This window comes from Streptomyces sp. LS-MS-L19 (assembly GCF_058382285.1).
Genome location: NZ_JBYCLL010000001.1, coordinates 8,270,845 through 8,283,576 on the forward strand (window position 1 = coordinate 8,270,845; position 12,732 = coordinate 8,283,576).

Below are 12,732 nucleotides of genomic sequence, written 5' to 3' on the forward strand. Positions count from 1 at the left end.
GGTGCAGGGAAAGTGCTTTGGGGGCGCGGGGCTGTGCTGATTTGCGGCTCCGCCGCGTGGGCGCGACCAGCCACAACGAACCCCGCACCCGGCAGGCAACCTAAAGCGGCAGTACCTCCGCCGCAGCCTCGACCGCGGGGGCCGGTGCAGGAACGGACGGCAACAACGGCTCGACCTCCATCCGCTGATGCGGAACCGACACCGGCCGCAACTGCCGCGGCCCCGACACCACCGTGTAGTCCTGTCCCAGGAACGGCGGCTCGATCACCCCGGTCTCCTCCCCGAGCGCCAACTGCACAGCGGCCCACGGCACGTTGACCCCGCACAGGGACAGCTGGTGCAGTCCCCCGGCGGGCCGCGTGTTGACATCCATCAGCACCGGACGGTCACCGAACATCCGGAACTGGATGTTGGACAGGTAGTGCAGCCCGAACCCCTCGGCGATCAGCCGCGCCGGCTCCAGCCACTGCTCGTGCTGCGTGAACCCGCGCCGGCGCCCGTTCTTCGTGCGGCCGATCGCCAACCGCACCCGGTTGTCGGTCCCGGTGAGCGTGTCCACCGACACCTCCGGCTGCTCAAGACGCGGCATGACCAGCCAGTCCACCGGCTCGTCGGCCTGCTGAAGCGCCTCGACGACCATGTCGAGCGACACGTACGGGCTGGGGAAGCCGTTGAGCTGCGCGAGCGAGAAGGGGGCGCGCGTGATGACCCGGAAGCCCACCCCGCCCGCGCCGGACGCCGGCTTGAAGCACGCCTTGTGCCCGTCCGCCTCCAGCTGCTCCACGGCCGTGACCAGCTCGTCCGCGGTCCGCACCCGCCACCACGGCGGCACCGGGACGCCGATCGCCTGGACCGCCTCGTAGGCGACGACCTTGTCGTGGAAGACGGCCACGCCCTCCGGCGGCGGCGCCAGCAGCGCCGTACCGACCGCGGCGAAGTCGGCCCGGTGGGCCACGATCGCCGCCTGGTGCAGCCGGGGCACGAACACGTCGATGCCGCGCCGCTGGCACTGGTCGAGGGCGAACTCGACGTAGGCGGCGGGGGACAGGCCCTCCGGCTCCAGCTCGGCGGTGTCCGCGGCGGCCAGCACGGGCGAGTCGGGGTCGCCGTGCGTCGCGTGGATCTCGACGGCGCGATCGCTGGGATTTCGCCGCAACTGATCCATGAAGAACACGTTCTCCGCGTACGTGCGGTTGAGCCAGACGCGTACGCGAGAGAGCATGCAGGCCGCCTTTCGGGCATTTTCGGGCAGGGCGAAGCGGGCCCGTGCCCGGGCAGGGTGAATGGAGGGACACCAAACCGCCCCTTGCGAAGGGAAGTTCCATGCGGTGGTGTTGGGGCGATCATACGGCTTTCCAGGGGTCCCGCGTGCAACGCCCGTGTTACGGATTCCCCGATCATGGAGCCGCCCCGGGGCGATCCACTCTTGTACCGGACAACCAAATGTGCTGTCGTGGTCCCACCCGGTGCTCGGAGGGGGCGAGAGGTGACGTCTACGGCCGGTGCCGCGGCACAGCTCCTGGCCATCAGCGACCTGCACATCGGCTACCCCGAGAACCGCGCCCTCGTCGAGCGGCTGCGTCCCGGGACCGACGAGGACTGGCTCCTGGTGGCCGGTGACGTCGCGGAGACCGTCGCCGACGTCCGCTGGGCCCTGGAAACCCTCGCCGGCCGCTTCCGCAAGGTCGTCTGGGCGCCCGGCAACCACGAACTGTGGACCCATCCGAAGGACACCGTCACCCTGCGCGGGGTCGCCCGCTACGAGCACCTCGTCGCGATGTGCCGGGACCTGGGCGTCCTCACCCCCGAGGACCCCTACCCCGTCTGGGACGGCCCCGGCGGTCCGGTCGCCGTCGCCCCGCTGTTCCTGCTGTACGACTACTCGTTCCTGCCGGCCGGCTGCACCACCAAGGACCAGGGCCTGGAGTACGCGCACGGCACCGGCATCGTCTGCAACGACGAGTTCCTGCTGCACCCCGACCCGTACCCGACCCGCGAGGCCTGGTGCCGGGCCAGGGTCGCCGAGACCGAGCGCCGGCTCGACGCCCTCCCCGACGGCCTGCCCACCGTCCTCGTCAACCACTACCCGCTGGACCGGCACCCCACGGACGTCCTGTGGTACCCCGAGTTCGCCATGTGGTGCGGCACCACGCTGACCGCCGACTGGCACCGTCGCTTCCGCGTCGAGACGATGGTCTACGGCCATCTGCACATCCCCCGCACCACCTGGCACGAGGGGGTCCGCTTCGAGGAGGTGTCGGTGGGCTACCCACGGGAGTGGCGCAAGCGGCCGGAGCCGCCGGGCCGGCCGCGCCGGATCGTGCCCGGGGAGGTCGGCGCACGATGATCGGGGAACTCCTGCCGGACTCGGTGGTCGCCGTCGAGGCGTACGGCGCCGACGAGCCGGAGAACGCCTGGCTGTACCCCGAGGAGGCCGAGCTGATCGCGCTCGCCGTCCCCAAGCGGCGCCGGGAGTTCGCCCAGGTGCGCGCCTGCGCCCGGCGCGCCATGGAGAAGCTCGGTGTGCCGCCGCAGCCGCTCCTGCCCGGCGAACGCGGTGCTCCCCAATGGCCGGCCGGACTCACCGGCAGCATGACCCACTGCGACGGCTACCGCGCCGCGGCCCTGGTCCGGGCCGCCGACCTGGCCTCCCTCGGCATCGACGCCGAACCGCACGGGCCGCTCCCGGAGGGCGTGCTGGAGAGCGTCTCCCTGCCGGGCGAGCGGGTCCGGCTGAGCGAGCTCGCCGGCACGCACCCCGCCGTCCACTGGGACCGGCTGCTGTTCAGCGCCAAGGAGTCCGTCTACAAGGCGTGGTTCCCCCTGACCGGCAAATGGCTGGACTTCTCCGGGGCGGACATCGCGATCCACGTCGACCCGGGCAAGGCCCTCGGCGGCACTCTGCGCGCCGAACTCCTCGTGCCCGGCCCGCTGGTGGGCGGTGTGCGCCGAGGCGTCCTCGAGGGCCGCTGGACGGTCCGGGACGGGCTCGTCGCGACCTCGATGACGGTGCCGCACGCCTGAGCGCGCGGCACGCTCCCCGGCACCCCCTATGGCTCCGGCGGGCACCAGCTCCGCAGCAGCCGGAAGAACCCCTCCTCGTTGCCCGCGAGGCCCGCGTCGGCCAGGGCCTGTTCGGCCTCGGCGAGGACCGCCGGCGGGACCACCGGTGGCCGGGCGGTGTCGGGCGGACCCGACGCGGTGTCGAAAGCGGCTCGGACCGTGTGCAGCAGCCGCAGATACGCCTGGACGGCGGTGCGCTCACGGTCGGTCAGTACGGCGGTGGGCATCGGCGGCTCTCCCCAAGTCGGCGTCGGTCGCGCCCCCGGTCGGGGCACGTGGGTCGCACCCCGCACGGGTGTGCATCTCCAGCTTGCCGTCCACCACTGACAATCCGGCTTCCGCGCCCTCGCGTTCGCCCGCTTAGCGGAGGCGAAACCTCCTCGAAACCACCCTGGGGAAACCGGTCCTACGCTGGGAGGAAGGGCTTTCGGCCGCCTTGTCGCGGCCGGAGAACGAGGAGGAGGTGAGCGCGTGGTCGAGAACCCGCGCGGGCGGCCTGCGCGCGCCGTCCGGCTGCGCCCGGTGGACGACGCCGAACTGGAGCTGCGGTACCGCGTGGTGCACGGTTACCGCCGTGCCTACCGCATGGCCGGAGAGGGCCCGGCGCTGGTGCTCGTGCACGGCATCGGGGACTCCTCCAGGACCTGGGCCGACCTGATCCCCGACCTCGCCCGCACCCACACCGTGATCGCCCCCGACCTGCTCGGCCACGGCGACTCCGACAAGCCGCGCGCCGACTACTCGGTGGCCGCGTACGCCAACGGCGTGCGGGATCTGCTCACCACCCTCGGCATCGAGTCGGCCACCCTGGTCGGGCACTCGCTGGGCGGGGGAGTGGCGATGCAGTTCGCCTACCAGTTCCCCGAGCGCACCGAGCGGCTCGTCCTGGTCGGCGCGGGCGGTGTGGGCCGCGAGGTCAACCCCGTGCTGCGGCTGGTGTCGCTGCCCGGCGCCCACCTGATGCTGTCCGCGCTGCGGCTGCCCGGCATGCGGCTCCAAGTGGGCCTCGCCGTCCGCCTGATGAAGCTCCTCGACACCGACCTCGGCCAGGACGCCCCGGACCTCCTGAACCTCGTCGACGCGCTCCCCGACGAGACCTCCCGCAACGCCTTCGTCCGCACCCTGCGCGCGGTCGTCGACTGGCGGGGACAGGTCGTCACCATGCTCGACCGCTGCTACCTCACCGAGGGCATGCCGACCATGCTGCTGTGGGGCGACCGTGACAGCGTGGTGCCCGTACGGCACGCCTTCGGCGCGCACGAGGCGATGCCCGGCAGCCGGCTGGAGATCTTCGAGGGCGCGGGCCACTTCCCGTTCCACACCGATCCCGCGCGGTTCGTGTCGCTGATCGAGGAGTTCACCGCCACGACGGCCCCGGCGCACTGGAGCCGGGACCGCTGGCGGGACCTGCTGCGCGAGGGGCGGCCGGACGGCACGCGTGCGCGTGCCGTGGAGCGGGACCTGAGGGAGGCGAGTGAACGCAGCGCCACCTGAGGGGCGCTGCTCAGCCCTGCGGTCCGCGGTACCCGAGCGACGCCTCGATGCGCCCCGCCAGATGGTCCCGCTGCGCAGGCCCCCGCAGCGCCGAACCGGCCAGCAGCGTCCGGCACTTGCTGGCCAGCAGCAGACCGAAGCTCTCCGCGTCCCGCTCGTCGGCGAGCTCGAAGCGGCTGCGCGCGGCGACCTTGCGGACCGTGGCCTGGAGGTCGGCGTCGTCGTGGAGGAGACGGGCGGCGACCGCGGCGCCCTCGACGTGGTGGGAGCAGTGACCGGCGTTCATGTGCCACAGCTCGTGGCCGAGGATCACCAACTGGTGGTCGGGCGCGGTGCGTTCCTCGATCACGACGAGGTCCTGGTCGGCCATGTCGAGCCACAGTCCGCTCGCGGTGCCGGGCGGGAAGGGTGCCGTACGGAAGTGGACCGGGCGGCCCCGGCGTCTGCTCATCGCCTCGCACAGGGCGCCGTACAGGACCTCGGGCCGGGCCGGCGCGGTCAGCTCCAGCTCCGCCACCAACTCGCCGCTGAGGCGGCGCATGTGCTTACCGATGCCCACAGTTGTCTCCCGGATCAGGACTCGGGTCGCTTGACGCTCTCCAGGAGCATGTCCAGCCACTCGGCGACCTTGTCACGGTGCTGGTCGGTGGGCAGCTGCGCGGCCCGCCAGGCGATCCCGCGGACGCCGTGGTCCTGGAGCAGCCGCTCCAACGGGTCGTGGGCGGCCGCCGCGGCCTCCCGCTCCCGGTCGGCGAGCTTGTGCAGCAGCTCCTGCTCGGTGTGCTGGAGGGCACCCGCGAGCGCCTCGGGGTCCTCGGCCGTGAGGAAGCCCGCGTGCACCCGGAAGAACCGCTGGATGGCGTCGCAGTGCTCCATGGTGGGACGGCGGTCGCCGTTGATGAGGGCGCCCGCCTGCTGCCGGGACATGCCCGCCCCGTCGGCGATCTCCTGCTGGGTGTACTTGCGGCCGCCCGGCTTGAGCCGGGTGCGGCGCAGCAGGTCGAGCCGCTGGAGGAAGCGCGCCTGGACGTCGGGTTCACCCGCCGGGCGTCCGCTCAGCAGGGCCTTGACCACGGGTTCGGGGACACCGGAGGCGACGGACAGCCGGCCGGTGTCGAAGACCTGCGCGTGCGGCACGCCGAGCCGGTCGGCGAGTGCGGTGACGCGGGCGACGACGGCCGTCAGCACGACCGTTGCCGCGTCGTCCGGGCTCTCGAAGCCATCCGACACCGACAGATCTCCTACGTCTCTCACCCGACTTCTCACAGGCGGTCGCCGTGAACTTCCCGGAGAGTAGCCCCTTGTTCGAACTCACATCCAGGTCTCGCCACAACTGTGGCCAATTTCAGCCGTCAACCGCCATGGAATGCCACGATAGTTGACACGCCTCGCTTCGGGGAAGCAGGATCAAGGCGCCGCGTGAAGGCCGCATAGGCAAGAGGGGTGACCTCCCGATGGCATATCAGGCAGGTGGGCAGCCGTCGGAACTGCGGCCCGTCCCCGCGGGACCTGAAGCCCAGGCGTATCTTCAGGACTACGCCACGCTCCTGGAAGCCGTCCCCTTCCCGTCCGTCGTCCTCGACCACCGCTGGGACGTCGTCCTCGCCAACACCGCTTTCGCGTCACTTTTCCGTGCCGTGGGCCCGCATCCGACGGCCATGCCGGGCGACAACTTCCTCCGCTTCGTCCTCTTCCATCCCGATGCGAGCAGCGTCCTCGGTGAGCACGAGTCGCGCTGGTGCCTGCCGATGCTCGCGCACTTCGCGGCCGCGGTGGAGCGGCACGGTCATGACCACGGCCTCCAGGCGATCCGCCGGGACATCGCCCAGGACCCGATCATGGAGGCCGCCTACCGGCACGGCCTGCCGCACTGGATCCGCGCGGTCGGCGAACAGGCCGTGGAGCACGACGGCTCCGTACGTCCGCTGGTGCATCCGGACCCGCGCTGGGGCGCCACCGACTGCCGGGTCGTCGACGAGACCCCGCGCACCCTGCGCGACCTCGGCTACACCAGACTGACCCTGGTGCTCCGCCCGCCCACCGCCCGGCGCCGTCAGCGGCGCACCGCGAACCACCTCACGGTGGTACCCACCCCCGAGGCCTGACGGGCACCGTCGGCGTTCAGGTCGTCGACGGCGCCTCGTCAGTAATCGTCCGCCCCGTGGAGCCACGGCGTTCCACGGGGCCGGCCCGGCGTCCTGCACGCAAGCAGCTTGCATTTCTTGCGCTATTCTTGCGCTCATGACGCGACGACTTGCCGAGGTGGCGCAGAAGGTCGGGGTCAGCGAGGCCACGGTCAGCCGGGTGCTCAACGGCAAGCCGGGGGTGTCCGAGGGCACCCGGCAGGCCGTGCTGTCCGCGCTGGACGTGCTCGGCTACGAGCGGCCCACCCAGCTGCGGGGGGAGCGGGCGCGGCTGGTGGGGCTGGTGCTGCCCGAGCTCCAGAACCCGATCTTCCCGGCGTTCGCCGAGGTCATCGGTGGGTCGCTGGCCCAGCTCGGGCTGACGCCGGTGCTGTGCACCCAGACCAAGGGCGGGGTCTCCGAGGCCGACTACGTGGACCTGCTGCTGCAACAGCAGGTCTCCGGAGTGGTGTTCGCCGGCGGGCTCTACGCCCAGGCGGACGCGCCCCACGACCACTACCGGCGGCTCGCCGAGCGCAACATCCCGGTGGTGCTGGTCAACGCGGCCATCGACGACCTCGGGTTCCCGGCCGTCTCCTGCGACGACGCGGTCGCCGTCGAACAGGCCTGGCGGCACCTGGCCTCCCTCGGCCACGAGCGGATCGGGCTGGTGCTCGGGCCCGCGGACCACGTGCCGTCGGCGCGCAAGCTGAGCGCCGCCCGGCAGCTGGGCGACCTGCCCGAGGAGCGGGTCGCGCGGGCCATGTTCTCCATCGAGGGCGGCCACGCGGCGGCCTCCCGGCTGATCGACCGCGGAGTCACCGGGTTCATCTGCGCCAGCGACCCCCTCGCGCTCGGCGTCGTCCGGGCCGCCCGCCGCAAGGGCCTCGACGTGCCGGGGCAGGTGTCGGTGGTCGGTTACGACGACTCCGCCCTCATGAACTGCACCGAGCCCCCGCTGACCACCGTCCGCCAGCCCATCGAGGCCATGGGGCGCGCGGCCGTGGAACTGCTGAACGCGCAGGTGGCAGGTGCCGCCGTAGCCGCCGATGAGCTGCTCTTCGAACCCGAACTCGTGGTCCGGGGGTCCACCGCGCAAGCGCCGCGCGGTTGAGATCCAACCGACTGTCGAATAATTACAGATTCTGCGCGACATCTTGCGGACCGATGTCGGCGGTGCTTGAGTGTGCGGCGCCCACCGCTCCTGCCACGAGGGGTCCACCGATGAGAAGCACCGGGTACCGCCGTACCTTCGCCGCGCTCACTGTCTGCTCCCTTGCCCTCGCCGCCTCCGCCTGTGGATCGGGCGACGACTCGGCGAGCGGCAAGACCCGCATCACGGTCAACTGCATGCCGCCCAAGAGCGCCAAGGTCGACCGCCGGTTCTTCGAGCAGGACATCGCGTCCTTCGAGAAGCAGAACCCGGACATCGACGTCGTCGCACACGACGCGTTCCCCTGCCAGGACCCCAAGACCTTCGACGCCAAGCTCGCCGGCGGGCAGATGGAGGACGTCTTCTACACGTACTTCACCGACGCCCGGCACGTCGTCGACATCAACCAGGCCGCCGATCTCACCCCGTACGTCAAGGAGTTGAAGAGCTACGGCACCCTCCAGCGGCAACTCCGCGACATCTACACGGTCGACGGGAAGATCTACGGCATCCCCCGCACCGGCTACTCGATGGGACTGATCTACAACAAGAAGCTCTTCGAGAAGGCCGGCCTCGACCCCGAGCAACCCCCGGCCACCTGGGCGGAGTTGCGCGAGGACGCCAAGAGGATCGCCGCACTCGGCGACGGCACCGTCGGGTACGCCGACTACAGCGCCCAGAACCAGGGGGGCTGGCACTTCACCGCCGAGCTGTACTCCCAGGGCGGCGACGTCGTCAGCGCCGACCGGAAGAAGGCCACCGTCGACACCCCCGAGGGCCACGCCGTCCTCCAGAACCTGCACGACATGCGCTGGACCGACGACTCGATGGGCAGCAAGCAGCTCCTCGTCATCAACGACGTCCAGCAGCTGATGGGTTCGGGCAAGCTCGGCATGTACCTCTCCGCCCCCGACAACATCCCGATCCTGGTCAAGGAGAAGGGCGGAAACTACAAGGACCTCGCCCTCGCCCCGATGCCCGGCGGCAAGGGCACGCTCATCGGCGGCGACGGCTACATGATCGACAAGAAGGCGAGCCCCGACCAGATCAGGGCCGCCCTCAAGTGGCTCGACCACATGTTCCTCACCCCCGGATCAGGCTTCCTCGGCGACTACGCCCGCGCCAAGAAGGCCGACGCCCCGGTCGGCCTGCCCGAACCGCGCCTGTTCACCGGCGCCGCCGACACCAAGGACCAGCAGGTCAAGAAGGCCAACGCCAATGTGCCGGTGGAGAACTACCAGGCCTTCCTCGACGGCAACCAGAACCTGGACATGAAGATCGAGCCGCCGCACGCCCAGCAGATCTACTCCGTCCTCGACGGTGCCGTCTCCGCCGTCCTCACCAAGAAGGACGCCGACATCGACCAGCTCCTGAAGGACGCCTCGACGAAGATCGACGGCATCCTGGCCAGGGGCTGACCGGCCATGCCGAAGACGGCCGAGCGGCTCCGCGAAGTCGCCGTCCACTCGGTCCAGGCGCCGCCTCCCGCAGGGGACGGGAGGCGGCGCCGCCTCGCCGACCAGGCCCGCGCCTACGGCTTCCTCCTCGGCGGCCTGCTCTGCTTCGCCCTGTTCTCCTGGTACCCGGCGATCCGCGCCGTCGTGATCGCCTTCCAGAAGTACACGCCCGGCTCCGACCCCGAATGGGTCGGCACCGCCAACTTCACCCGCGTCTGGCACGACCCCGAGTTCACCGCCGCCTGGCGCAACACCCTCACCTTCACCCTGCTGGCCCTGCTCATCGGCTTCGCGATCCCGTTCGTCATGGCACTCGTCCTCAACGAACTACGGCACGCCAAGGCGTTCTTCCGGGTCGTGGTCTACCTCCCGGTGATGATCCCGCCGGTGGTCAGCGCGCTGCTGTGGAAGTGGTTCTACGACCCGGGAGCCGGCCTCGCCAACGAGGCGCTGCGCTTCCTCCACCTGCCCACCTCGAACTGGTCCAACGGCGCCGACACCGCGCTGGTCTCCCTCGTCATCGTGGCGACCTGGGCCAACATGGGCGGCACCGTCCTGATCTACCTCGCTGCCCTCCAGGCCATCCCCGGTGAGCTGTACGAGGCCGCCGAACTGGACGGCGCGAACCTCCTCCAGCGCATCCGGCATGTGACGATCCCGCAGACCCGGTTCGTCATCCTCATGCTGATGCTCCTTCAGATCATTGCCACCATGCAGGTCTTCACCGAGCCGTTCGTGATCACCGGCGGCGGACCCGAGAACGCCACGGTCACCGTCCTGTACCTGATCTACAAGTACGCGTTCCTCTACAACGACTTCGGCGGCGCCTGCGCGCTGAGCGTCATGCTCCTGCTGCTCCTGAGCGCCTTCTCCGCCGTGTACCTGCGTCTGACCCGGTCCGGAGAGGGGGACCTGGCATGAGCACCCGCACGCTGGTCTCCCCGGCGGCGCTCGCCCGCCCGCGCGGCAGGGCGGCCTACTGGACCGTCTTCACCATGGTCGTCGTCCTCTTCGCGCTCGCCTTCCTCTTCCCCGTGTACTGGATGGTCACCGGCGCGATGAAGTCACCGGACGAGGTGACCCGCACTCCACCCACCCTCCTCCCCGAGCAGTGGCACCTCGGCGGCTACACCGACGCCTGGGACCTGATGCAGCTCCCGCAGCACCTGTGGAACACCGTGGTCCAGGCCGCCGGCGCCTGGGCGTTCCAGCTGGTCCTGTGCACGGCGGCCGCCTACGCCCTGTCCCGGCTGAACCCCGCCTTCGGCAAGGTGATCCTCGGCGGGATCCTCGCCACGCTCATGGTCCCGGCCCAGGCCCTGGTCGTACCCAAGTACCTGACCGTGGCCGACCTGGGCCTGCTCAACGACCCGCTCGCCATCTGGCTGCCGGCCGTCGCCAACGCCTTCAACCTGTATCTGCTCAAGCGGTTCTTCGACCAGATCCCGCGCGACGTGCTGGAGGCCGCCGAGATGGACGGGGCCGGGAAGCTGCGCATCCTGTGGTCGATCGTGCTGCCCATGTCGAGGCCGGTCCTCGGAGTGGTGTCGATCTTCGCGCTGGTCGCCGTGTGGCAGGACTTCCTCTGGCCGCTGATGGTCTTCTCCGACACCGACAAACAGCCCATCGGCGTGGCACTCGTCCAGCTGTCGCAGAACATCCAGCTCACCGTGCTCATCGCCGCGATGGTGATCGCCAGCATCCCGATGGTCGCCCTCTTCCTCGTCTTCCAGCGGCACATCGTCGCCGGGATCAGCGCGGGCAGCACGAAGGGCTGACCTCCTTCCCGCAGAAAGGCAGGCTCCGTGGCACAGCAGGACTGGTGGCGCTCCGCCGTCATCTACCAGGTCTACGTCCGCAGCTTCGCCGACGGCGACGGGGACGGCACCGGCGACCTCGCCGGGGTCCGCGCCAGGCTGCCGTATCTCGCCGAACTCGGCGTGGACGCTCTGTGGTTCAACCCCTGGTACCTCTCCCCGATGAAGGACGGAGGCTACGACGTCGCCGACTACCGCGCGATCGACCCGGCCTTCGGGACCCTCGCGGAGGCGGAGAAACTCATCGCGGAGGCACGGGAGTCGGGCATCCGCACGATCGTCGACATCGTGCCCAACCACGTCTCCGACCAACACCCCTGGTTCCAGGCCGCCTTGAAGGCGGGCCCCGGCAGCCCGGAACGCGAGCTGTTCCACTTCCGGTCCGGCCGTGGGGAGCGCGGCGAACTCCCGCCCAACGACTGGCCGTCCCAGTTCGTCGGCTCCACCGAGCCCGTGTGGACCCGGCTGCCCGACGGCGAGTGGTACCTGCACCTGTTCACCCCGGAGCAGCCCGACCTCAACTGGGCCCACCCGGCGGTCCGCCAGGAACACGAGGACATCCTGCGCTTCTGGTTCGAGCGGGGCGTGGCGGGCGTCCGCATCGACTCCGCCGCCCTGCTCGCCAAGGACCCCGAGCTGCCCGACCTCGCCACCGACCCCCACCCGCACCCCTTCGTCGACCGCGACGAACTCCACGACATCTACCGCTCCTGGCGGGCCGTCGCCGACGAGTACGACGGCGTCTTCGTCGGTGAGGTCTGGCTCCCCGACACCGAGCGCTTCGCCCGCTACCTGCGCCCCGACGAGCTGCACACGGCGTTCAACTTCTCCTTCCTGTCCTGCCCCTGGGACGCCGAGCGACTGCGCACCTCGATCGACACGACCCTCGCCGAGCACGCCCCGGTCGGCGCCCCCGCCACCTGGGTCCTGTGCAACCACGACGTCACGCGCACGGTGACCCGCTACGGCCGCACCGACACCGGCTTCGACTTCGCGACCAAGGCCTTCGGCACCCCGAGCGACCTGGCCCTCGGCACCCGGCGCGCCCGCGCGGCGGCCCTGCTCTCGCTCGCGCTGCCCGGCGCCGTCTACGTCTACCAGGGCGAGGAGCTGGGCCTGCCCGAGGCGGACATCCCCCGCGACCGCATCGAGGACCCGATGCACTTCCGCTCCGGAGGCACCGACCCGGGGCGGGACGGCTGCCGGGTGCCGCTGCCGTGGACGGCCGAGGCACCCCACGCGGGCTTCGGACCGCACGAGGAGCCCTGGCTGCCGCAGCCGGCCGGCTGGGCGTCGTACGCGGTGGACCGGCAGGCCGTGGATCCCGGGTCGATGCTCAGTCTGTACCGGGAGGCGATCAGGACCCGACCGGTCTTCGGGGACGGCCCGCTCACCTGGCTGCCCGCCCCCGAAGGCGTCCTCGCCTTCGCCCGGGCCGGTGGCGTCCTGTGCGTGGTGAACCTCGCCGAGACCCCCGCGGACCTGCCCCTACCCAGCGAACTGGTCCTCGCCAGCGGCCCGTTGGACCCCGCGGGCCGACTCCCGAAGGACACCGCGGTCTGGCTGCGGAGCTGAGACCGCAGCACCCCCACACGAAGGGATCAGCACATGCACAGATCTGTCAG

Annotated in this window: 13 protein-coding genes; 9 read left to right on the forward strand and 4 right to left on the reverse strand. The window is 70.9% G+C overall.

The window, feature by feature from the left end; translation table 11 throughout:
- Positions 1-100: 100 nt before the first annotated feature.
- Positions 101-1,222 carry an ATP-grasp domain-containing protein gene (locus tag AC2XR2_RS36845; RefSeq protein ID WP_491517425.1) on the reverse strand — a complete coding sequence of 374 codons (1,122 nt, stop codon included), beginning with the start codon at positions 1,220-1,222 and terminating at the stop codon, positions 101-103.
- A 264-nt stretch (positions 1,223-1,486) separates the two neighbouring features.
- Here AC2XR2_RS36845 and AC2XR2_RS36850 point away from each other — a divergent pair, with 264 nt between their 5' ends.
- On the forward strand, positions 1,487-2,347 hold the full coding sequence (locus AC2XR2_RS36850; RefSeq protein ID WP_491517426.1) for a metallophosphoesterase family protein: 861 nt from the start codon (positions 1,487-1,489) through the stop codon (positions 2,345-2,347).
- Complete coding sequence (locus AC2XR2_RS36855) at positions 2,344-3,024, forward strand: 4'-phosphopantetheinyl transferase family protein (RefSeq protein ID WP_449353082.1); 681 nt, start codon at positions 2,344-2,346, stop codon at positions 3,022-3,024. Before AC2XR2_RS36850 ends, AC2XR2_RS36855 begins: the two co-directional genes overlap by 4 nt.
- A 26-nt stretch (positions 3,025-3,050) precedes the next feature.
- On the opposite strand, the gene AC2XR2_RS36860 is transcribed toward AC2XR2_RS36855, so the two are convergent.
- Positions 3,051-3,290: a hypothetical protein gene (locus tag AC2XR2_RS36860; RefSeq protein ID WP_330263314.1), complete on the reverse strand. Its 240-nt coding sequence runs from the start codon at positions 3,288-3,290 to the stop codon at positions 3,051-3,053.
- A gap of 244 nt (positions 3,291-3,534) precedes the next feature.
- Here AC2XR2_RS36860 and AC2XR2_RS36865 point away from each other — a divergent pair, with 244 nt between their 5' ends.
- Positions 3,535-4,557, forward strand: coding sequence for an alpha/beta fold hydrolase (locus AC2XR2_RS36865; protein ID WP_491517427.1), 1,023 nt, complete (start codon positions 3,535-3,537; stop codon positions 4,555-4,557).
- A gap of 10 nt (positions 4,558-4,567) precedes the next feature.
- Here AC2XR2_RS36865 and AC2XR2_RS36870 read toward each other — a convergent pair whose 3' ends face one another.
- Positions 4,568-5,098 (reverse strand): toxin-antitoxin system, toxin component, encoded by a 531-nt coding sequence (locus AC2XR2_RS36870; RefSeq protein ID WP_330269543.1) that lies wholly within the window; start codon positions 5,096-5,098, stop codon positions 4,568-4,570.
- Between the two features lie 32 nt (positions 5,099-5,130).
- A complete protein-coding gene (locus AC2XR2_RS36875; RefSeq protein WP_330263312.1) occupies positions 5,131-5,787 on the reverse strand; it encodes a helix-turn-helix domain-containing protein in 657 nt (218 codons plus the stop codon).
- A gap of 224 nt (positions 5,788-6,011) precedes the next feature.
- Between AC2XR2_RS36875 and AC2XR2_RS36880 the strand changes: the two genes are divergently transcribed.
- From AC2XR2_RS36880 to AC2XR2_RS36905, 6 genes are all read left to right on the forward strand, one after another.
- Positions 6,012-6,662: an MmyB family transcriptional regulator gene (locus AC2XR2_RS36880; RefSeq protein WP_491517428.1), complete on the forward strand. Its 651-nt coding sequence runs from the start codon at positions 6,012-6,014 to the stop codon at positions 6,660-6,662.
- A gap of 136 nt (positions 6,663-6,798) precedes the next feature.
- The gene (locus tag AC2XR2_RS36885; RefSeq protein WP_330263310.1) at positions 6,799-7,794 is read left to right on the forward strand and encodes a LacI family DNA-binding transcriptional regulator; all 996 of its coding nucleotides are present in this window, start codon (positions 6,799-6,801) and stop codon (positions 7,792-7,794) included.
- 110 nt (positions 7,795-7,904) lie between these two features.
- Entirely contained in the window at positions 7,905-9,251 is a 1,347-nt protein-coding gene (locus AC2XR2_RS36890) for an ABC transporter substrate-binding protein (protein ID WP_491517429.1), read from the forward strand.
- Positions 9,252-9,257: 6 nt separating this feature from the next.
- Positions 9,258-10,211 carry a carbohydrate ABC transporter permease gene (locus AC2XR2_RS36895; protein WP_449349486.1) on the forward strand — a complete coding sequence of 318 codons (954 nt, stop codon included), beginning with the start codon at positions 9,258-9,260 and terminating at the stop codon, positions 10,209-10,211.
- Complete coding sequence (locus AC2XR2_RS36900; RefSeq protein WP_491517430.1) at positions 10,208-11,068, forward strand: carbohydrate ABC transporter permease; 861 nt, start codon at positions 10,208-10,210, stop codon at positions 11,066-11,068. The genes AC2XR2_RS36895 and AC2XR2_RS36900 overlap by 4 nt, the downstream gene beginning before the upstream one ends.
- A gap of 27 nt (positions 11,069-11,095) precedes the next feature.
- On the forward strand, positions 11,096-12,682 hold the full coding sequence (locus tag AC2XR2_RS36905; RefSeq protein WP_491517431.1) for a glycoside hydrolase family 13 protein: 1,587 nt from the start codon (positions 11,096-11,098) through the stop codon (positions 12,680-12,682).
- Positions 12,683-12,732 lie beyond the last annotated feature (50 nt).

Coding starts and splice junctions, on each gene's coding strand:
- AC2XR2_RS36845 (WP_491517425.1), bottom strand. CDS start 1,222: ATGCTCTCTCGCGTACGCGTCTGGCTCAACCGCACGTACGCGGAGAAC.
- AC2XR2_RS36855 (WP_449353082.1), top strand. CDS start 2,344: ATGATCGGGGAACTCCTGCCGGACTCGGTGGTCGCCGTCGAGGCGTAC.
- AC2XR2_RS36860 (WP_330263314.1), bottom strand. CDS start 3,290: ATGCCCACCGCCGTACTGACCGACCGTGAGCGCACCGCCGTCCAGGCG.
- AC2XR2_RS36870 (WP_330269543.1), bottom strand. CDS start 5,098: ATGCGCCGCCTCAGCGGCGAGTTGGTGGCGGAGCTGGAGCTGACCGCG.
- AC2XR2_RS36880 (WP_491517428.1), top strand. CDS start 6,012: ATGGCATATCAGGCAGGTGGGCAGCCGTCGGAACTGCGGCCCGTCCCC.
- AC2XR2_RS36885 (WP_330263310.1), top strand. CDS start 6,799: ATGACGCGACGACTTGCCGAGGTGGCGCAGAAGGTCGGGGTCAGCGAG.
- AC2XR2_RS36890 (WP_491517429.1), top strand. CDS start 7,905: ATGAGAAGCACCGGGTACCGCCGTACCTTCGCCGCGCTCACTGTCTGC.
- AC2XR2_RS36895 (WP_449349486.1), top strand. CDS start 9,258: ATGCCGAAGACGGCCGAGCGGCTCCGCGAAGTCGCCGTCCACTCGGTC.
- AC2XR2_RS36900 (WP_491517430.1), top strand. CDS start 10,208: ATGAGCACCCGCACGCTGGTCTCCCCGGCGGCGCTCGCCCGCCCGCGC.